This is a genomic window from Synechocystis sp. PCC 7509, from assembly GCF_000332075.2.
Classification (GTDB): Bacteria; Cyanobacteriota; Cyanobacteriia; order Cyanobacteriales; family Chroococcidiopsidaceae; genus Aliterella.
The window spans coordinates 2936124-2954054 of sequence record NZ_ALVU02000001.1; the positions used below are offsets into that span (position 1 = coordinate 2936124).

General features: G+C 40.6%; 19 protein-coding genes and 4 tRNA genes. 10 read left to right on the forward strand and 13 right to left on the reverse strand.

Going from position 1 to position 17931, the window contains the following annotated elements:
- Window positions 1–9: 9 nt before the first annotated feature.
- The 7 genes from SYN7509_RS0214640 to SYN7509_RS0214665 all read right to left on the reverse strand — a co-directional run bounded on the left by SYN7509_RS0214640 (window position 10) and on the right by SYN7509_RS0214665 (window position 3159).
- Entirely contained in the window at window positions 10–999 is a 990-nt protein-coding gene (locus tag SYN7509_RS0214640; protein ID WP_009630558.1) for an RNA ligase (ATP), read from the reverse strand.
- Window positions 1000–1094: 95 nt separating this feature from the next.
- Window positions 1095–1168: transfer RNA gene (locus SYN7509_RS29770), tRNA-His, on the reverse strand.
- A gap of 15 nt (window positions 1169–1183) precedes the next feature.
- Window positions 1184–1258 (reverse strand) — tRNA-Gln (locus SYN7509_RS0214645).
- Between the two features lie 5 nt (window positions 1259–1263).
- Window positions 1264–1338, reverse strand: a tRNA-Asn gene (locus SYN7509_RS0214650).
- A 538-nt stretch (window positions 1339–1876) separates the two neighbouring features.
- Entirely contained in the window at window positions 1877–2266 is a 390-nt protein-coding gene (locus tag SYN7509_RS0214655) for an alr0857 family protein (protein WP_009630559.1), read from the reverse strand.
- 17 nt (window positions 2267–2283) lie between these two features.
- Window positions 2284–2799 (reverse strand): HNH endonuclease, encoded by a 516-nt coding sequence (locus SYN7509_RS0214660; RefSeq protein ID WP_009630560.1) that lies wholly within the window; start codon window positions 2797–2799, stop codon window positions 2284–2286.
- Between the two features lie 78 nt (window positions 2800–2877).
- Window positions 2878–3159 carry a hypothetical protein gene (locus SYN7509_RS0214665; RefSeq protein WP_148298000.1) on the reverse strand — a complete coding sequence of 94 codons (282 nt, stop codon included), beginning with the start codon at window positions 3157–3159 and terminating at the stop codon, window positions 2878–2880.
- A gap of 49 nt (window positions 3160–3208) precedes the next feature.
- Here SYN7509_RS0214665 and SYN7509_RS0214670 point away from each other — a divergent pair, with 49 nt between their 5' ends.
- The 3 genes from SYN7509_RS0214670 (at window position 3209) to SYN7509_RS0214680 (ending at window position 6628) form a co-directional block, all read left to right on the forward strand.
- Window positions 3209–3544, forward strand: a complete 336-nt coding sequence (locus tag SYN7509_RS0214670) for a hypothetical protein (RefSeq protein ID WP_009630561.1) — start codon at window positions 3209–3211, stop codon at window positions 3542–3544.
- A gap of 499 nt (window positions 3545–4043) precedes the next feature.
- Window positions 4044–5996: a GAF domain-containing sensor histidine kinase gene (locus SYN7509_RS0214675; protein ID WP_158506157.1), complete on the forward strand. Its 1953-nt coding sequence runs from the start codon at window positions 4044–4046 to the stop codon at window positions 5994–5996.
- 17 nt (window positions 5997–6013) lie between these two features.
- On the forward strand, window positions 6014–6628 hold the full coding sequence (locus SYN7509_RS0214680) for an SRPBCC family protein (RefSeq protein WP_009630563.1): 615 nt from the start codon (window positions 6014–6016) through the stop codon (window positions 6626–6628).
- A gap of 64 nt (window positions 6629–6692) precedes the next feature.
- Here the strand turns inward: SYN7509_RS0214680 and SYN7509_RS0214685 are convergent.
- Both SYN7509_RS0214685 and SYN7509_RS0214690 read right to left on the reverse strand, forming a co-directional pair.
- A tRNA-Glu gene (locus SYN7509_RS0214685) sits at window positions 6693–6765 on the reverse strand.
- A gap of 92 nt (window positions 6766–6857) precedes the next feature.
- Complete coding sequence (locus SYN7509_RS0214690; protein ID WP_009630564.1) at window positions 6858–7136, reverse strand: Npun_R1517 family heterocyst differentiation transcriptional regulator; 279 nt, start codon at window positions 7134–7136, stop codon at window positions 6858–6860.
- Window positions 7137–7852: 716 nt separating this feature from the next.
- Here SYN7509_RS0214690 and SYN7509_RS0214695 point away from each other — a divergent pair.
- Window positions 7853–8401 (forward strand): LeuD/DmdB family oxidoreductase small subunit, encoded by a 549-nt coding sequence (locus SYN7509_RS0214695; RefSeq protein WP_009630565.1) that lies wholly within the window; start codon window positions 7853–7855, stop codon window positions 8399–8401.
- Window positions 8402–8449: 48 nt separating this feature from the next.
- Complete coding sequence (locus SYN7509_RS0214700; RefSeq protein WP_009630566.1) at window positions 8450–8797, forward strand: NAD(P)H-quinone oxidoreductase subunit M; 348 nt, start codon at window positions 8450–8452, stop codon at window positions 8795–8797.
- A 78-nt stretch (window positions 8798–8875) separates the two neighbouring features.
- On the opposite strand, the gene SYN7509_RS0214705 is transcribed toward SYN7509_RS0214700, so the two are convergent.
- From SYN7509_RS0214705 to SYN7509_RS0214720, 4 genes are all read right to left on the reverse strand, one after another.
- The gene (locus tag SYN7509_RS0214705; protein WP_009630567.1) at window positions 8876–9139 is read right to left on the reverse strand and encodes a hypothetical protein; all 264 of its coding nucleotides are present in this window, start codon (window positions 9137–9139) and stop codon (window positions 8876–8878) included.
- Window positions 9140–9335: 196 nt separating this feature from the next.
- Window positions 9336–10499 carry a beta-ketoacyl-ACP synthase gene (locus tag SYN7509_RS0214710; protein WP_009630568.1) on the reverse strand — a complete coding sequence of 388 codons (1164 nt, stop codon included), beginning with the start codon at window positions 10497–10499 and terminating at the stop codon, window positions 9336–9338.
- A 45-nt stretch (window positions 10500–10544) separates the two neighbouring features.
- Window positions 10545–11324 (reverse strand): peptidylprolyl isomerase, encoded by a 780-nt coding sequence (locus SYN7509_RS0214715; protein WP_009630569.1) that lies wholly within the window; start codon window positions 11322–11324, stop codon window positions 10545–10547.
- A 31-nt stretch (window positions 11325–11355) separates the two neighbouring features.
- Window positions 11356–11946, reverse strand: coding sequence for a photosystem I assembly protein Ycf4 (locus SYN7509_RS0214720; protein WP_009630570.1), 591 nt, complete (start codon window positions 11944–11946; stop codon window positions 11356–11358).
- 366 nt (window positions 11947–12312) lie between these two features.
- Between SYN7509_RS0214720 and psbD the strand changes: the two genes are divergently transcribed.
- From psbD to SYN7509_RS0214745, 5 genes are all read left to right on the forward strand, one after another.
- Entirely contained in the window at window positions 12313–13368 is a 1056-nt protein-coding gene (psbD, locus tag SYN7509_RS0214725) for a photosystem II D2 protein (photosystem q(a) protein) (protein WP_028954285.1), read from the forward strand.
- A 25-nt stretch (window positions 13369–13393) separates the two neighbouring features.
- Complete coding sequence (gene psbC, locus SYN7509_RS0214730) at window positions 13394–14752, forward strand: photosystem II reaction center protein CP43 (RefSeq protein WP_038021742.1); 1359 nt, start codon at window positions 13394–13396, stop codon at window positions 14750–14752.
- Window positions 14753–14926: 174 nt separating this feature from the next.
- Complete coding sequence (locus tag SYN7509_RS0214735) at window positions 14927–15709, forward strand: sporulation protein (RefSeq protein ID WP_009630825.1); 783 nt, start codon at window positions 14927–14929, stop codon at window positions 15707–15709.
- 22 nt (window positions 15710–15731) lie between these two features.
- Entirely contained in the window at window positions 15732–15917 is a 186-nt protein-coding gene (locus SYN7509_RS0214740) for a PCP reductase family protein (protein WP_009630826.1), read from the forward strand.
- 199 nt (window positions 15918–16116) lie between these two features.
- Window positions 16117–17922, forward strand: a complete 1806-nt coding sequence (locus tag SYN7509_RS0214745) for a polysaccharide deacetylase family protein (protein ID WP_009630827.1) — start codon at window positions 16117–16119, stop codon at window positions 17920–17922.
- Window positions 17923–17931 lie beyond the last annotated feature (9 nt).

The window sequence follows — 17931 nt, forward strand, 5'->3', positions numbered from 1 at the left end:
AATCTTGTTTTAGTGTAATTCCGTTCCGCCACTACGCAATAAATAGCGATCGCTAATTAACTTCAATACTACTCGACCAATTTCCGGGTGGGTTCTTTCCCTCACAGGTTGAACTACGACACCTTCCATAATCGATTTTTCATCTACAACGCTATCAGCATTGTTAAATTGCGATACTGCTTCCCAACTGTAAGCACCTCTATAAAGTACAGGAACTTGAGGTAAAGAGTATTGGTTGCAAAAAATTCTAAATTCTTCAAAATCTAAAAACTTGCCGTTATTTTTAACAGCAAATATAGCTATCCCTATTTTACCGTTAGACAAGCCGTATTTAATATCTTGAACGCCATATATCTCTCCAAATACTTGAGTGTTTATAGGCAGATTTTGCAAAAAATTTTGCTCGTTGTAAGCACGAATATAAACTAAGTTTTTATTTGTAGCATTATTTTCCCAAAAGTAATTATGGCTGCTGATATGAGTGCCATCTTCATCAACTAGCACGGTGAAATTAGTACCGTGAATTTTTTCTGTGATTACTACTTCTTCCCCTATTTGTAAAACATCTTGATAGCGTTTAAGATGTTCGGGACTAGGAAACTTGTATTGTCCGATAGCAGATTCTACATCCCCGTTCATATTTTGAGGGACAGGATACTCATACTTAGTTACGCCGAAATGTTCTGTAACATCATCTCCTATATTGCCTTTGAAATCCGTCTCAACAGGAATAAGTAAACCTTCAGAAAATATGCCCCTTAGTTTAGCAGCCCGGAGTTTTTTACTATAGTAAGAACGGATACCAAATTTATCTAAAAAGTCATCGGGAATGACGCTATCAATAGGAAAATAAAAAGCCAAGTCACCAATTTTAAAATTTCCTTTAGCAGTAATTACTTGATAAGCCATACCTTCAATACTGGAAATGTCTAGTCGGTCAGCATTGGGATGGGAATTAATATTACTAATTTTAACTACTTCTACTTTAAAAATACTCATGAACCACCTGGATAAAAAACGGAAGATAAGCGAATCTAACTAATATATTTTTCTGTGTATTTAAAGTTACCGACCATTTAGTAGCATCTTGCGAGGGTGTCTGACGGGAGTTGAACCCGCTATTACTGGCATCACAAACCAGCGTCGCCACCGCTTTGACTTCAGACACCATTAGGGAATAGAACTGGGGAGGCAGGAATCGAACCTGCGAGATCCTGAGTCAAAGTCAGGTGGCTTTGCCAACGTCGCCTACTCCCCAATAAATGGCTGCCTCTGTAGGAGTTGAACCTGCAACTCGCCCGTTAACAACGGGACGCTCTGCCATTGAGCTAGGAGGCATTCAACTTGATAATTTGGCATTTAATCAAGGAAGAAAGAGGGATTTGAACCAAGGGCAGATATTAAACCGTATTTTCTTAGCCGGAGGACACTATCAGATTTGAACCAGCAAAGCAATCAAGCGGCGCTTTACTGTTAAGCTACGCTGCGATACCTTCGGTAAGCTTCGATAACACATTTAAGACTGAGGTGATTGAATTTACGAATAAAGGCTTTGCACACCTTCCCCCCTAAACCACTTGGGTACTCAGTCTCAAGCACAGCGACGAGAATCAAAAAGAGCAACATTCCGGCAGACAACCGGACGCTCTAATCAATTGAGCTACACCGCGATTAATGGTGGAATTATTTAGTTTTTATGGTTTTAATGCTTAAGTTCTTTATCTTTTACATTACATTTATAATACAAAAATACTACAAGCTTGTCAAGGGGTAAAGGCAACGATTTTAAAAAATGCTACATTTGCCTTTACGTGCGATCGCGTATTCCAAAAAAGGCGCAGCCGTTGCGCCTCCCTCTCATCGGGTAATAGGTTCGTTACTCGCTCAATACCGAAGCACTAACTTGAGATTCTTGCCACAACTTCAGCAAAAAGAACTCAACCGAGTGAGACATTACAGCAACAAACACACCCTCATCACTGTCAGCTTTTGAGCTTACCCAAGTACCTTCGATACTGACTTCAAGATACTCAGCATCGCCAGCACTCAAACGAATAGACTCTAGATCAAGCCGTCTGATTTCAAGCGCCAATGTATCTAAACCTGGCAAATCCGCAGGGAGCAAAAACGAAGCCGTAGTTGGTTCAATGCACAAAGATTCGCCAACGCGCAGCGCCAAAATTACCCGCCCTTGTACCCACTCCTCTAAGGATTTGGCTAAGTATTCCAAATAAAAACCAGTCTCGATATAAGTTAGTTTCAGCATTGTCCTTGAGTTTCCACCTATGGGGAGTAGGCACTTTCGCCGTGCCAAAAATTTTCAGCAAAAGCCACCGTCGGGTGCATGGGGGCTTTTGGTTTGGTATGTAGCGGCATCCCCGCTTCAAGAGGGGTGCGATCGCGCTTGCGTTGATTGCAGGATTCGCAAGCTGTGACGACGTTATCCCACTTATGTTCGCCGCCTTTGGACACCGGAATTACATGATCCAATGTCAAACGCTTGTTGCTACCGCAGTATTGGCAACTTTGGTTATCTCGTTTCAAAACCTCGCGCCGATTTACTGGGGGAATTTTCCAAATCCGCTCAGTGCTGGCAATCGTTAAGCGGAGGTGCTGGGGGACAGCAATAACCAAATTAGGCGACCTTACAAACCAAGTCTCGCTGCCAAAATCTAGGGCTTCGGCTTTTCCCAATACTATCAGCGCGATCGCCCGTCTGATATTGACGCTGCTAATCGGTAAATAATTTCTAGAGAACACCACAACCGTTCGATCTAATATGTGCGCTGTACTCGTCACAACTAGGCTCCTCATATAAAAACCCCCGCTTCTACTATTTAGAGGCGGGGGCTAAAAATGACTAAAAGTCTTTTATTGCTATTTTGGCAAGGCTGTTTTTTGCCTGTACCCCCCACTTCGATGATTGCTTTGCAGTGCCAGATTTAGTTGGCTGCTGCCCGAATATGCCAAGTCATGATGATTTCCTGATGTAATTGTTCTTTGCTCTAGGCGATCGCTGCCTATAAATAGACACTCCACTAACATAGCCGTCGATTCCCAATTTTCTAGAAAATTGGGTAGCAATGATTGGGAGAGCAATAAATATTTCAAAGAAGATTTCACCTGTGACATCCGCGACTTGAACATTCCTTTAAACATACTACACTTGTATTACTATCCTGTCCAGATATTTAGGAGAAAAGACCCTGTGCATACACTAAATCGTACCACCACGACCGAAATGGAAGTTACCAGCATCCGCCTAGAGCGGGAACTGAAAGACAAACTTAAGGAACTTTCTGGCAATGTCGGCTATCAAGCATTAATTAGAGACATCTTATGGAACTATGTACAGCAAAAATCCGGTGATTATCAAACATCTATTTCGCCCACCGATATTCGAGCCAGTGTCGCAGCGATCGCCGAAAAAGAAGTTCGTTGCGCACTTACAGGACAATTAATTCGTCCGCAAGAAGCAATGTTGCTAGGATTTACCACGAATGGCGATTTAGTGCCTCTAAGTATAGAAAGCTTACCTAAGTAGTTTTTTGGCTTAAAAGGTACAAATAAGGCGAACAGAGGTAGATCATCTGTTCGCCTTCTAAGTAAATAGGTTAATAAAACCATAATTTTTAATCAAAACCTGCCTTAGTTACTGTACGTAACTTATTAAATAAATTCTTTCACAATCAGCAGAATTACCGATTCTATGAAACTAAAAGAAGGATAATCTAGAACATAGATAGCTGAAATTATATTGAGGTATTATTGCTAATTTAATTTTTTAATTCATAACACTTTAATTTAATTTGATTGCGAACGTGGACAGAGAGATAATATAAATGAGAAAGCGTGTTCAACAAAAAATAACTATAAACAAAAAGTCGACTGTAACCTACTCTATTAAAAGCAATAATCCAGCGATATCTTCAAAAAATATTGATATATCATCACCAGATTCGTTTTTTGTAACACAATCTTTACAACAATCAATAAATTGTTTGAATCAATTAGATTCCTTACAAAAATCACTAATTAAGTTAATGCACAGTCAAGAAGATTCCCAATCGTTAGGTCAAAAAATTAATCAAATCGTTGTGCATAGCTCCGACACAGAAACAATGCTACAACAAATTTCCCAAACGTTGGCAGAATCCTTTGGCGTAGATGGCTGCTTAACTACAGTTATAGATGAAGATGGACAGCCTCACCAAATTGGTTATTGGTATAAGGAAGAGTTTGTAACAGTATTACAACAATGGCAATCGAGGGAACTTATAGCTTTACTCCCAAATCAATCCGAGTTAATTGCAATTGAGCGCTTGCAAACTACGGAAACAGAGTATTTGACTCCATCCCAAAACAAACCTTTGCCTTTTCAGTCGGTTTTAAGCATCCCAATTTGTTTTCAAGGCAAGCAAAACGGATTAATTACTTTATGGCGACTTCATCCTTACCAGTGGAGCGATTACGAGCAAGAGCGCGTTCAAAAAGCCGCCGAATCTTTACCTATCGTCTTAGAGCAAATTAGCCAAGCTAATTCGATCGCCTCGTTAAAACAGTTTGTACACACCTCTACTCAGTATCAAAATGCGGTCAACCAGCTAACTATGGCAAGCCGAAACACGTTAGATTTAGACCAAATTCTTCAATTAGCAATCTCTGGAACATCTCAGTCTCTGCAAGTGGAGCGAGGCTTAATTATTACTTTAAAATATAGCGATTTACTTTTTAAAAATCGTCCTAAACACATTATTCCCAAAGCTAAAATTACTGTTATCTCTGAATGCAAAAATAATTTTGGTTCACCTACGCCTATTAATATAATTAATTTTTCAGATCAATTATGCGATGATTCAAGCACTTTAAATAAAACTTTTTGGTTGAGTGAATGTTTTTTATGTCAACAGGCATTAATAAACGCTCCAGAACCATTTATTTCTAATTTTAATAACGATATTGAGATTAACAAGCATCAATCTAAAATTAATCCAGTTTTAAATATTATCAATTTGCCTTCTGTACTAATGTTTCCTCTAGAAAATCAAGGAACTGTATTTGGATTTTTATTAATGCAAAATTCTTACTCTCGGACATGGAAACCCGAAGAATTAGCCTTATTAGAGTTGGTCAGCGTTCAAGTCAGTACAGCAATTATTCAAAACCAAACGCTGCGCCAAGTCCAAAATCTTGTAGAAGAACGTACTGCTCAACTGCAACGTAGCTTAGAAGTACAATCAAAATTATACGAAAAAACTCGGCAACAAATCGATCAGTTAAGGCAAATGAATAAGATAAAAGATGAGTTTATCGATACAATTAGCCACGAGTTGCGTACTCCTTTAACTAGCATGAATTTAGCTATTCGGATGTTGCGTACACCAGGAATTTCTGTAGAGCGCAAATCAAAATATTTAGATATCTTAGAACAGCAATGTACTCAAGAAATAAACTTAGTTACCGATTTGCTTAGGTTACAAAAGCTAGAATCTAATCAAACTCCGCTTAATCTACAAATTATTAAAATTAGCTCAAAGCTGAATGACTTAGTTCAAATTCATACCGAAACCTGGTCACAAAGGGGATTGAATATTACAGTAACTTTACCGGAAAGACCTCTAAGTTTACAAACTGATGCAGATAGTTTCGATCGCATACTGCATGAATTATTGACTAATGCCGGAAAATATGCAGACTCTGATACTAATGTAAGTGTACGAGCTATTCAACAAGGCGATCGCATTATCATTAGTGTTACTAATATTGGAGCAGCAATCGCTCCAGAAAATGCTACTGATATTTTTGATAAATTTCGTCGCGGTCATGGAGTTACAGACAAAGCTATTAAAGGTACGGGTTTAGGGTTAGCTCTTGTCAAAAGTTTAGTACAGCACTTAAATGGAACTATTGAAGTTGCTAGTACACCGATTGAGCAGTCATCCTCTGCTTGGGTTTGTTTCACTCTCACTTTACCTCAGCTACCTGTACCTAATTAAAAAACTTCTAAACTTTTGTGACTAAACAACCAAACTTTGAATCAACATCCGATTTATCTAGCGATGAAACTGCTGATATTGGAATTCTATCTAGTTTACCTCCCCAAGAACTATCATCGTTACTCGATACGGTAGACGTTCAAATAGAGCAAGTGTCAGCAAGACAAAGACAAATCTCTGCCAAAATTCCCATTTCTCAAGCTATTGAACCAATTTGGCAAGTATTGACAGATTATGAAGCTTTAGCTGACTTTATTCCCAATTTATCTATTAGTCAGCGCTTAGAGCATCCAACCGGGGGTATTCGCTTAGAACAAGTTGGGACGCAACGCCTACTGCGGTTTAACTTTTCAGCGCGTGTAGTTTTAGACTTAGAGGAACAATTTCCTCATGAGATACACTTCAATTTAGTAGAAGGTGACTTAAAAGCTTTCTCTGGGACTTGGCGGTTACAACCCGACACTCTGTCACCGCAAATTGTCACTAATCTTTTTTATACAGTATGTGTTTTACCCAAGCGGACAATGCCAATATCAATTATTGAACGTCGTTTAGCTAATGACTTGCGTCTAAATTTGTTGGCAATTCGTCAACGAGTCAATAATTTGTATGGAACTATTGGTAATCGCTAATTTAAACTGCGAATTTTATAATTAAATAGGGTGCTGTATCTTAGATACAGCACCCTATTTTTTATACCCCCAGGGGAATTCGAATCCCCGTCGCCTCCGTGAAAGGGAGGTGTCCTAGGCCTCTAGACGATGGGGGCCTCAAACTTGCACTTTTACAAATATAATAAATTTACGCGCTGGTGTCAACACTAAATTGGCTAAATATAAGAAATACTTTTTTGGCTGCTCCTTACCCAAGCTCGGAGGAGTTACGCAAGCGCATTAGCTGGCGGCGCATTTGGGGCGAAGCTTCAACTTCTGAGATTTCTTGAGTCTTAACTAGCGATTGTAGTGGTTCGAGATAGTCGTCTGCACCAATGATAAATGATTCAATGAGAAAGTCTAGTAGTTCGCTCGGATTCCTAAATACAGTTTTGTCTTCGATTAATCTAAACTTCAGATGTATTTCACACTCGTATACACCAACTTCTATTTTTGTTTGTTGTAGTGATGCTTTGTCCGACTTCATTTTAAATAAATCCTGATTTTGCAGCAAGTGGGCATTAGTTTTCGGCTAGAGCAAAAGTAATTTAGCTTTTTATGTATTTCAACTAAGACAAGCAAGTTAGACAAATTTACTTTGGGTTAATAGCATTGTCATCAAACTATCTAGCTGAATTTTGTTTGCAGCCAAAAATTACATTAATTGAGCTTACAATTACTATTATTCAGCTTTTAAAGGGAAATATAATAAAGCTTATGTAAGGAATTTGTAAGTCTTTGAAAATATTTTTAAAAGTGCTACTTTTATTGAGATGCTTGGGTTACAGTCATTACTAATTTATTATGTTTACTGGTATATATTGATGCTGCTTCGATAACATAAATATTTTGACAGCACCGATAAAACCCTTATTTAGCAATAATAGTGCTAGTTTTAGTCAAGTTATTAACTAGGAGCTAGAGCTATTTGATACTGCTCTTAAAAATAATTATTTTAAAATTCAAATAGAATAAAATCGCGTGTTTTTTCCAGCTATTAGTACCTCTTAAAACCAAATGAACAGGTGTTTCTATTGATTCATTAATTACAAAATTATGCCACAGTAATTACACGGAATTTGCTTGTAAATCAATTAGTATTTAACGCGATCGCCATAGCAAATTAATCCAGTGAATTCACTTACAGCAATAACAAAATTTTAAAAAAGATATAATGGAAAATTTAACTTGAGGTGAGACTTGATGAGCAACTCAATTCGTGGTGTGATTTTTGTTGTTGATGACAATATAGACACTGACCAAATTATTCCTGCCGAGTACCTAACGCTAGTTCCCTCTAAGCCAGACGAGTATGAAAAGCTAGGTAGTTATGCCATGATTGGTTTACCCGATCGCTTTGGTGAATTTATTGCCCCAGGCGCAACAAAAACAATTTATCCAATTATTGTGGCGGGCGAGAATTTTGGGTGTGGTTCTTCACGGGAACACGCGCCGATTGCTTTGGGTGCGGCGGGAGTTGCGGCAGTAATTGCTCAATCCTACGCGCGGATATTTTTCCGTAATTGTACGGCTACAGGCGAACTTTATCCGTGGGAATCCCTAGAGCGTTTGTGTGACGAGTTTGTAACTGGACAAGAAGTTACAATCGACTTTGAGCAAAATCGGCTAATTAACCATACTCTAAACAAAGAGTATCAACTCCAGTCCTTGGGAGATGTCAAGCCTGTAATTGATGCGGGGGGAATTTTTGCCTATGCTCGTCAAACGGGTATGATTGCCAAGGCTGAGTGATAGTTTAAGATAAGGTGAAGTGCTAAGGTTTATTAAGAATTTTTACCTATGGAAGAGCAATTACTCAAGTCTACAACTCGCCATATTCGGATTTTTTCAGCAGAAGTTAATACTGATGGCGAACTTGTTCCTAGCAATCAAGTTCTAACTTTGGATGTCGATCCAGATAATGAATTCAATTGGAACGAAGACGCTTTGCAAAAGGTGTATCGCAAGTTTAACGGGTTTGTAGAAGCCTCTAGTGGTGCAGATTTGACTGACTATAACTTGCGGCGGATTGGCTCGGATTTAGAGCATTTTATCCGTAGTCTTTTACAAAATGGTCAAATCAGTTATAACTTGAACGGACGAGCGATTAATTACAGTATGGGCGTACCCCAAGTGTCCGTTGATTAAAGTCTGTCCTAAGATAAATGGCAGCTTGCAAGCTGCCATTTATTGTAAAAACTTTTTTGAAATTAAGGCTGCTACTAATTACCAAACTCGTTCGCCGTTTTCGTCCACTCTTGCTTGACGAATCACATCCGAGATTTCTTCAGCATCTTTAACATGATGCAATGCTTTTTCTGCGCCGTCTGGTTCTTCAACGACAAAATAAGTCGGTACAGTAATATGATCGCCCGTAATATCAGGAGAATCTACAGCAATTTGTTTTGACTTTTCTTCAATACTTTCTGGTTTATCGCTAATTACATCACCAGGGTTTACTGAACGGTGTGTATCTTTTTCGTTACTCATAAGTTCAATTTGAGAAGTTTTTATCTTGATTTAAGAGTAGATAACGATCGCCTTAGTTCGCATCTTTCCAATGGTGTAATTAGTAGGCGATCGCAGTTTATACCCTTTCATTCCTAAGCTTGGAACATTCTGGCTATATTGTTAAAGTAAATTATTTTCGCCAAATAGTTTAATCGCTCAATAGTTAGCAATCAAATTACTCAGATTTAGAAATCGCCATAACGGCATTTTGACCGCCAAAGCCAAAACTAAAACATAAAACTTGTTTAGTTTGATTTTGGCGAGATTTAGTAACTAAATTTAGATTAAATTCCGGTAGTTGTAAGCCTACATTAGGCGGTAATACTTGTTGCTGCAATGCTTCTAAACAAAAAGCCGCCCCTATAGCTCCCGAAGCGCCTAAAGTATGACCTGTAGCGCCTTTTGTCGAACTAATAGCTACACTTTGGGGAAAAATATCTGCAATCAATTGAGCTTCATGGCGATCGCCTTTTTGAGTTGCTGTACCGTGGGCGTGAATATAATCAATGTCTGTAGGTAAGAGATGCGATCGTTCTAAACATTGCTTAACTGCTAACTTCGCACTTTGTCCTTGAGGTGAAGGTTGAGATGCATAATAAGCATCACTTGTCAAGCCAAATCCACGAATTTGTCCATAAATTCGCGCCGATCGTTTCCATGCCAACTTAGCTGATTCGAGTACCAAAACCGCCCCACCTTCTCCTAATACCAAACCCTGACGGTAGTGATCAAACGGAAAAGATCCCGTTGCTGCCATTGCTCCCATTTGCTTAAATCCTGCTAGGGTCAGGGGTGTAATTGGTGCTTCAACGGCTCCAGCGAGGACGCGCTGACAACGTCCGGTTTTAATTAGTTCAAAAGCTTGAAAAATTGACCAAATACCCGTTGCACAAGCTGCCATCGGTGCAAGCACGGGAACCAGAGACGCGCCAATTTGTCTAGCTACAGCGATCGCATTCATGTGAGGCAAAATCTCTAAGCAATCGCTGTCAAATTCATTATTAAGAGCAAACTTTTTAGCTAGTAATTCCCACGAGGCTTGATAGCTGCGACTAGAACCAATTACCACACCGCAATCAGTTAAGGGTATATTTAAGCCAGAATCGGCGATCGCATTGCTAACAACTTGGGAAGTTAAAGTTTTTAGACAAATGGGTTGATCGCCAATTAAACCTAAAGGGAGCGGTGGAAGTTCAGGAAAAGGCTGATGTAGTTTAATAGCAGAATTTCCTGCTATTAGCTGCTGCCAATTAGCTGCTAAATTATTCCCCAAAGCCGAAACTAAACCAATACCTGTAACAACAACGTCTTGATTGTCCACTTGATTAAAAAAAGACATGGTGTTTTGCCATGCCTTGATTAACAATTAGTTTTACTACTAACTTTACTTACCGCCGTTTTTTAAATTTTCCGCTCCAGAAGTGACTTTCGCTGAATCAATGCGATCGCCTTGTTGAATTTTATCTACTACATCCATACCGCTAGTAACATTGCCAAAAACCGCGTAACTGCCATCTAAAAAAGCTAAATCTGCTAGGGCAAAGTAGAACTGAGAGGAAGCCGAATCGGGAGATTGCGATCGCGCCATTGCTACAGCGCCACGAAGATGCTTTAACTGGGGCGAACTCGTAATCTCACTATAAAGCGGAGATTTTGCTCCTTGGGGAGTGATTTCTAAAGGAATCCGGCGTTCGCTGCCAGTATTGGGATCAATGAAACCACCGGTACCTAATCTTTCGGTGGGAAACTTAGGATCTTTGCCTTGAGGATCGCCGCCTTGAACTACAAAGGGTTCTGGAGTTCGGACAACGCGATGAAATACTAAGCCATCGTATACGCCTCTTTGAACGAGGTCTACAAAATTACCTGCCGTGATCGGCGCATTTGTACCATCAACTTCAATCGTAATTGGTGCGCCTTTAACGGTCATTACTACCGTTGCTTTGCCTGTGAGGGTTGGTAAATCTTTCATTAGTGGGCTAGTTGCTTGAGTAGGTAATGTTGGCGTTTCTGAGCTTGGGGTGCTGATTGTCTCTTGTGCTGGTGAGACTAGGGGAGTATTTTCCGATGCTACGCGATCGCTTGGCGTACATCCCCCGATGGCGATCGCCGCCAAGAGTATAAACGATATTAAACAGGATTGAATTTTTAGCTGCATTGCCATTGTTATTTAATCACAGTCTCAATTAAGTATTTTATAGCCCTTCAATTTGGACTTTCAAAAATCGCGCTAGTTCCGCCGCTTGATTTTCAAGTTCTGTTAATGATAACGGTTGACCCACACGGGATAAAGGAATGTCTCGCCGACCTTTGACACGCAGATACAAGCCTCGCCGGGGATTTATCCCTTCTTTGATATCTACCTTAACTGCTTGCACGTCTTGAGTTTTACAGTTGATTTCAATTTGACGGTTTTTCCCCAAAAATCCCCAACGAAAGATTTTAACAGCGCCCGTTTCAGTATTAAATTCGTTGTAACCGCCGCCGACATCTAAAATAATTACCATCCAGAGGTAGGAGGCTAAAAGCAATCCGGCGATACCGTAAAAACCCATTGCAATCCCTTGGGGGACAAAAACTAGCTCAGTGGGGTTAGCAAAAGGTAAAAAATTTACTTTCAGGTAACTAGAGAGCGATGCTAAGAAAAAGCCTGTAGCTCCTATAGAAACAACTGTTGCCCACCAGTAATTGCTAAATCGGCGCGATCCCAAAATAGTTTGACGGAGGACGGACGATGTTATATCCCCAACCGGGGAATTACCTGGATTAGCAGTAGATACGCTCATTTGGCTGAAAAAGGTATTTAAAATAGGATTCACTGCAAGTTTAGCGGCATAAATAGGGCGAAAGCTGGAGAAACTTGTGTCAAATTGTAAATATTTCTGATATTAATTATATTAATAGGCGGATGCTAAACACCTGATAACTACTGTGGGAATCGGGATATTAGCATAAGTAATGTGATAAATTAACAAACATTAAGCAGCGATACACTGGACTACCATTTGCTGGCAGTAGCAGTTAGGCAGACCGAAAGAGAAGATTTTTTTAATCTACTCATAAATCTCGAAAGCTTTTAGCAATTGAGAATGACTTAATGTTAATTCCTCAGAAACGTTGCAATTTTTAGTAAACGAGAGGATTTTAGATCGATGACAATTGCAGTTGGTAGCGCACCGAGTCGCGGCATATTTGATACCGTAGACGACTGGTTAAAGCGCGATAGATTTGTATTTGTAGGCTGGAGCGGAATCCTACTATTCCCCTGCGCCTACATGGCTCTAGGCGGCTGGTTAACAGGGACAACCTTTGTCACCTCTTGGTATACTCACGGCATCGCTAGTTCCTACTTAGAAGGAGCAAACTTTCTGACCGTAGCGGTATCAACCCCCGCCGACAGCATGGGACACTCCTTGCTGTTTTTATGGGGACCAGAAGCTGGATGGAACTTTACCCGATGGTGTCAGCTAGGGGGACTATGGGCATTTGTCGCCCTGCACGGAGCCTTTGCCTTAATCGGATTTATGTTGCGTCAGTTTGAGATTGCCCGCTTGGTCGGGATTCGTCCTTACAACGCCCTAGCATTTAGCGCCCCGATTGCGGTATTTGTGAGTGTATTTCTCATGTATCCCTTGGGACAATCATCGTGGTTTTTCGCGCCATCCTTTGGGGTAGCAGCAATATTTAGATTCTTGCTATTTTTCCAAGGATTCCACAACTGGACACTTAACCCCTTCCACATGATGGGAGTAGCCGGAGTATTAGGAGGAGCGCTATTGTGTGCCATTCACGGCGCAACCGTAGAAAATACCTTGTTTGAGGATTCCGAGCAATCCAATACTTTCCGCGCCTTCAATCCGACTCAAGCGGAAGAAACCTACTCGATGGTGACGGCAAACCGTTTTTGGTCGCAAATATTTGGGATTGCCTTTTCCAACAAGCGTTGGTTGCACTTCTTTATGTTGTTTGTACCCGTAACCGGATTGTGGATGAGTGCGGTGGGCGTAGTTGGTTTAGCCCTAAACTTACGCGCTTACGATTTCGTTAGCCAAGAATTACGGGCGGCGGAAGATCCAGAGTTTGAGACTTTTTACACCAAAAACATTTTGCTGAATGAGGGCATCCGCGCTTGGATGGCTCCTCAAGATCAGCCTCACGAACAATTCCAATTCCCTGAAGAGGTTCTACCACGTGGAAACGCCCTATAATGCTTCATTAAACCGCGATCTTGCCATGGGTGGCGGTCGTGACCTAGAATCATCAGGTTTTGCCTGGTGGTCTGGCAATGCTCGATTAATTAATTTGTCTGGTAAGCTATTGGGCGCTCACGTCGCTCACGCTGGTTTGATTGTATTCTGGGCGGGAGCAATGACTTTATTTGAAGTTGCTCACTTTATCCCAGAAAAGCCAATGTACGAGCAAGGATTAATCTTGCTACCTCACTTAGCTGCTCAAGGCTGGGGTGTAGGTGCCGGTGGTGAAGTTATTAACACTTTTCCCTACTTCGTTGTTGGTGTACTACACTTAATTTCCTCCGCAGTCCTTGGTTTTGGCGGTATTTATCATGCCGTGCGCGGCCCAGATACTTTAGAAGAATATTCTTCCTTCTTTGGTTATGACTGGAAAGATAAAAACAAAATGACTAGCATCATTGGCTTTCACCTAATTATTTTAGGTTGCGGTGCTTTGTTGCTAGTAATTAAAGCTATGTTTGTCGGCGGTCTATACGATACTTGGGCCCCTGGTGGTGGTGATGTACGGGTAATTAGTAACCCCACCCTCAACCCCGCAGTTATCTTCGGTTACGTGCTGCGATCGCCCTTTGGTGGCGAAGGCTCAATTACGAGTGTTGATAACTTAGAAGATGTAGTCGGCGGTCATATTTGGGTAGCTTTACTACTAATTACTGGTGGTATTTTTCACATATTGACTAAGCCTTTTGCTTGGGCGCGACGCGCTTTCATCTGGTCTGGAGAAGCTTATCTTTCTTACAGCTTAGGTGCTTTGTCGCTGATGGCATTTATTGCTACTTGCTTTGTTTGGTTTAACAACACTGTATATCCTAGTGAATTCTACGGACCCACAGGCCCAGAAGCCTCTCAAGCTCAAGCATTGACCTTCTTAATCCGCGACCAACGTTTGGGTGCAAACGTCGGTTCGGCTCAAGGGCCTACAGGGTTAGGTAAATACTTGATGCGATCGCCTACTGGTGAAATCATTTTTGGTGGTGAAACCATGCGTTTTTGGGATGTCCGCGCTCCTTGGTTAGAGCCATTACGCGGCCCCAACGGTCTTGACTTAGACAAGATCAAAAACGATATTCAGCCTTGGCAAGCTCGTCGCGCGGCGGAATACATGACCCACGCTCCTTTGGGTTCTTTGAACTCCGTAGGTGGTGTAGCAACGGAGATCAACTCGTTTAACTTCGTGTCTCCCCGTTCTTGGTTATCTTGCTTCCACTTTGTGATGTTCTTCTTCTTCCTAGTCGGTCACTTATGGCACGCAGGTCGTGCTAGAGCGGCGGTGGCTGGTTTTGAAAAAGGTATCAACCGCGAAAGCGAACCAGTAATGTTTATGGGCGAAATTGACTAACTGACTTTTTTTCGCTCTTAATTAAAAAATAGTTAAAAAGCTTCTGTGTAAAAACAGGAGCTTTTTTTTGAAAACATTTAAAAACTTTCCGAATAATAGTTTAAACCCACTGTATTAATAATAGTAAAGAGATTGCTTGCAAATATTAAATCAATAGCCTTAAGGATTAATTAAATGTCTGTATTTAAAAAGCTTTTAGCTCGTGTAGGTATCGGTGCGGCGCAAGTAGATACTCATCTATTCCAAAATTCCCTCGTTCCGGGAGAAACCCTTGAGGGTGAAGTTCATATTAGTGGTGGTGATGTAGCGCAGGAAATTGACGATATTTATTTAAAAGTTGCCACAGAGTACGAGCGCGAGTATAAACAAAATGATGAAGAACGGACTATTCATGAGGAGTGCATACTTATCAAATATCTTCTATCGGAGCGTTTCCTTTTGCAAACAAAAGAAAAAAAAGTAATTTCCTTTTCCCTGCAATTACCTTACGAAACACCCTTAACTATGGGTCGTCAGCCTGTCTACTTACAAACAGGATTAGATATTAAAAGTGCGGTTAATCCTAGAGATCGAGATGAACTTAAAGTGCAGCCACACCCATTAATGCAAGGAGTGCTAGAAGCAGTAGAAAACCTTGGTTTTCGGTTACAGGAAGTAGATTGCGAGTATACTACTCACTTTCATAGGTCTTACCCCTTTGTCCAAGAGTTTGAGTTTCGACCTACAGGCAAATACCGCCGTCACTTAGATGAATTGGAAGTAATTTTTTGTTTAAGTCCAGAGAAGTTAGAAGTATTGCTTCAAATTGATAAACGAGCGCGGGGTTTTAAAGGTTGGTTTAATGAAGCTTTCGATCTAGATGAACGCTACGATCGCTTTTATCTGACACAATCGGATCTAGCTCAAGAAAATATTGCCGCTACGATTGATAGCATTATTCAAAGTCATCTTCACTAAATTGTTTGTGGATTATAGCACTATGAACGACTCCCCTCTTACCAACGATCTGCAATGGACACCATCGGCTTTAGCTATGCTAAAAAAAATTCCCTTTTTTGTCCGTCCTCAAGCAACAGTGCGGATTCAACATCTAGCTCGTACGGCGGGGGTGGAAGTTGTTACTGTAGAACTGGTAGAGCAAGCAAGACTTGAATTTGGTCAGTAGAATCTTAGTTTCTATATTTAATTAATAAAGCTAATTTAATAACAACTATGGTAAGTTAAATTAGCTTTATTTAAGGTTTTCTTATTGAGATTTTAATTAGCTGCTATTGCTATTTTAATCAAACACTACTATCCTGTAGTTGGTTATCTGAGCGTTGCTAAAAAATACTAATTGGAAAACTATTTATTTAATAAATACTATGCTGTGTATTAAGCACAAAGATAAATCAACGGTTCTTTCAAATTTAATAATTAAACAATTTAAAAAAATATTACCTTTAGCTTTATTAATACTTCCGACTTGGCAAGCTAATGCTTTAGCGTCGGACTTACCAGAAACAAAATCGAGCGATCGCCTTTGTACAACTCTCCTAAATTCTGACAAAGTTGGTTTGACTACCGCCGTCAACAGGCTTGTACAAGTAGCTAGTTGGGTCGGTGGAGTAGAAACAATCTTCCAAACAATGAATCACAATTTAGCACCTCAATTAGCTGCCTACTTTAACCCTAGTATTTGGCCAAAAATTAGCGATCGCGCAACTAAGGCAAAAGTTCCGGTATTTATGTATCACGACATCTTACCGGAAAAAGAAGTATTTTTTGATGTCACAGTTAAAGAACTCGAACAGCATTTAAGTTTAATTAAAGCCCAAGGCTTAACGCCGATTAGTTACGACCAGCTAGTAAATCATTTACGTACAGGTTTACCCCTACCAGAAAAACCAATTATGTTGACTTTTGATGATGGCTACGGCGGTCATTACGAGTATGCTTATCCTTTGTTAAAAAAGTACGGCTATCCAGCAGTTTTTTCGGTGTATACCTCGAACATGGGCAAGGATACGGGTAGAACTCATGTAAATTGGGAACAGCTAAAAGAAATGGCTGCCAATCCCTTAATAACAATCGCATCTCATAGCGTAACTCACCCAAAAGACTTAAGGGCATTGGCTGATGACCAGCTAAAAATAGAAATTGAGCAATCAAAACAAACCCTCGAAGCCCAGCTAGGAATTAAGATTGATTACTTTACGTATCCCGAAGGAAAGTATGACCAAAGGGTAGCAAAGTTTGTAGAAAAAGCTGGCTATCGTTCAGCGCTGACGATGAGCGATACCGACGAGCGCTTTGCAGGAGAATCGGAAAGTCTGGTGGCGATTTCTCGTTTTGGACAATCGAGGTTGGCACAAGCCTTAGTAGACGTAGAAGCAAGCCCTATTTCTCAAGCTTGGGGAGGGGCAAAACTACCTAATTTTTGGGGTGGTGGGTTTGACTTCACTTCCGAAGTGCAAGTAAATAAAACAATTATTGACGAAACCAATTTCACGCTAATTTCTGGAGGGAAACCTGTTACTATCCACGCCAAAAGCCGCTACCAAGTACCAGAAATCATCGCAGGAACTGAGGCTGTAGCCGCCGTTGATGGCGGTTTTTTCTCCTTAAAGTTCTTAGACTCAAATGTAATGATTGGGCCAGTATTGAGCCAAATAAATAATAAATTTATTCCTGGTTATCGGGGGGAAACTCCTAAATTAAAGGGGCGACCTTTAGTGTTAATTAGTCCGCAAAGCGCAAGATTTATTGGTTTTGAGCCTTCTTTACACAACACCTTAGAGGGCATAGAAGCAGCAATGCCTAATGTTACGGATGCTTTTGTCGCCGCCGCTTGGCTAGTTAAGGACAATCAACCCCAAAGGGCTGAAACTTTTGGGAGTTTGTTTGATTATGATGCCATTCGCCATCGGGCTTTTTGGGGAATTAATCAAGCAGGACAGCCAACAGTTGGGGTATCTAACGATCCGATTGATTCGGTATCTTTGGGAAGCGCCCTAGCTAAAGCTGGATTAAGAGATGCGGTGATGCTAGATTCTGGGGCTAGTACATCCTTGGCTTATAAGGGAGAATCATTAGTTGGTTATATTCCCCGTCCCGTACCTCATGTAGTGGCGCTGATGCCACCATTGTCTACACTAAAATCGCCTGATTGTGTTGTAGCGCAAAGGTAAACTAGGGTT

Coding starts and splice junctions, on each gene's coding strand:
- SYN7509_RS0214665 (WP_148298000.1), bottom strand. CDS start 3,159: ATGTTTAAAGGAATGTTCAAGTCGCGGATGTCACAGGTGAAATCTTCT.
- SYN7509_RS0214690 (WP_009630564.1), bottom strand. CDS start 7,136: ATGAAGTCGGACAAAGCATCACTACAACAAACAAAAATAGAAGTTGGT.
- SYN7509_RS0214735 (WP_009630825.1), top strand. CDS start 14,927: ATGTCTGTATTTAAAAAGCTTTTAGCTCGTGTAGGTATCGGTGCGGCG.
- psbC (WP_038021742.1), top strand. CDS start 13,394: ATGGGTGGCGGTCGTGACCTAGAATCATCAGGTTTTGCCTGGTGGTCT.
- SYN7509_RS0214710 (WP_009630568.1), bottom strand. CDS start 10,499: ATGTCTTTTTTTAATCAAGTGGACAATCAAGACGTTGTTGTTACAGGT.
- SYN7509_RS0214655 (WP_009630559.1), bottom strand. CDS start 2,266: ATGCTGAAACTAACTTATATCGAGACTGGTTTTTATTTGGAATACTTA.
- SYN7509_RS0214715 (WP_009630569.1), bottom strand. CDS start 11,324: ATGGCAATGCAGCTAAAAATTCAATCCTGTTTAATATCGTTTATACTC.
- SYN7509_RS0214705 (WP_009630567.1), bottom strand. CDS start 9,139: ATGAGTAACGAAAAAGATACACACCGTTCAGTAAACCCTGGTGATGTA.
- SYN7509_RS0214640 (WP_009630558.1), bottom strand. CDS start 999: ATGAGTATTTTTAAAGTAGAAGTAGTTAAAATTAGTAATATTAATTCC.
- SYN7509_RS0214695 (WP_009630565.1), top strand. CDS start 7,853: ATGAGCAACTCAATTCGTGGTGTGATTTTTGTTGTTGATGACAATATA.
- SYN7509_RS0214675 (WP_158506157.1), top strand. CDS start 4,044: ATGCACAGTCAAGAAGATTCCCAATCGTTAGGTCAAAAAATTAATCAA.
- SYN7509_RS0214745 (WP_009630827.1), top strand. CDS start 16,117: ATGCTGTGTATTAAGCACAAAGATAAATCAACGGTTCTTTCAAATTTA.
- SYN7509_RS0214700 (WP_009630566.1), top strand. CDS start 8,450: ATGGAAGAGCAATTACTCAAGTCTACAACTCGCCATATTCGGATTTTT.
- psbD (WP_028954285.1), top strand. CDS start 12,313: ATGACAATTGCAGTTGGTAGCGCACCGAGTCGCGGCATATTTGATACC.
- SYN7509_RS0214740 (WP_009630826.1), top strand. CDS start 15,732: ATGAACGACTCCCCTCTTACCAACGATCTGCAATGGACACCATCGGCT.
- SYN7509_RS0214720 (WP_009630570.1), bottom strand. CDS start 11,946: ATGAGCGTATCTACTGCTAATCCAGGTAATTCCCCGGTTGGGGATATA.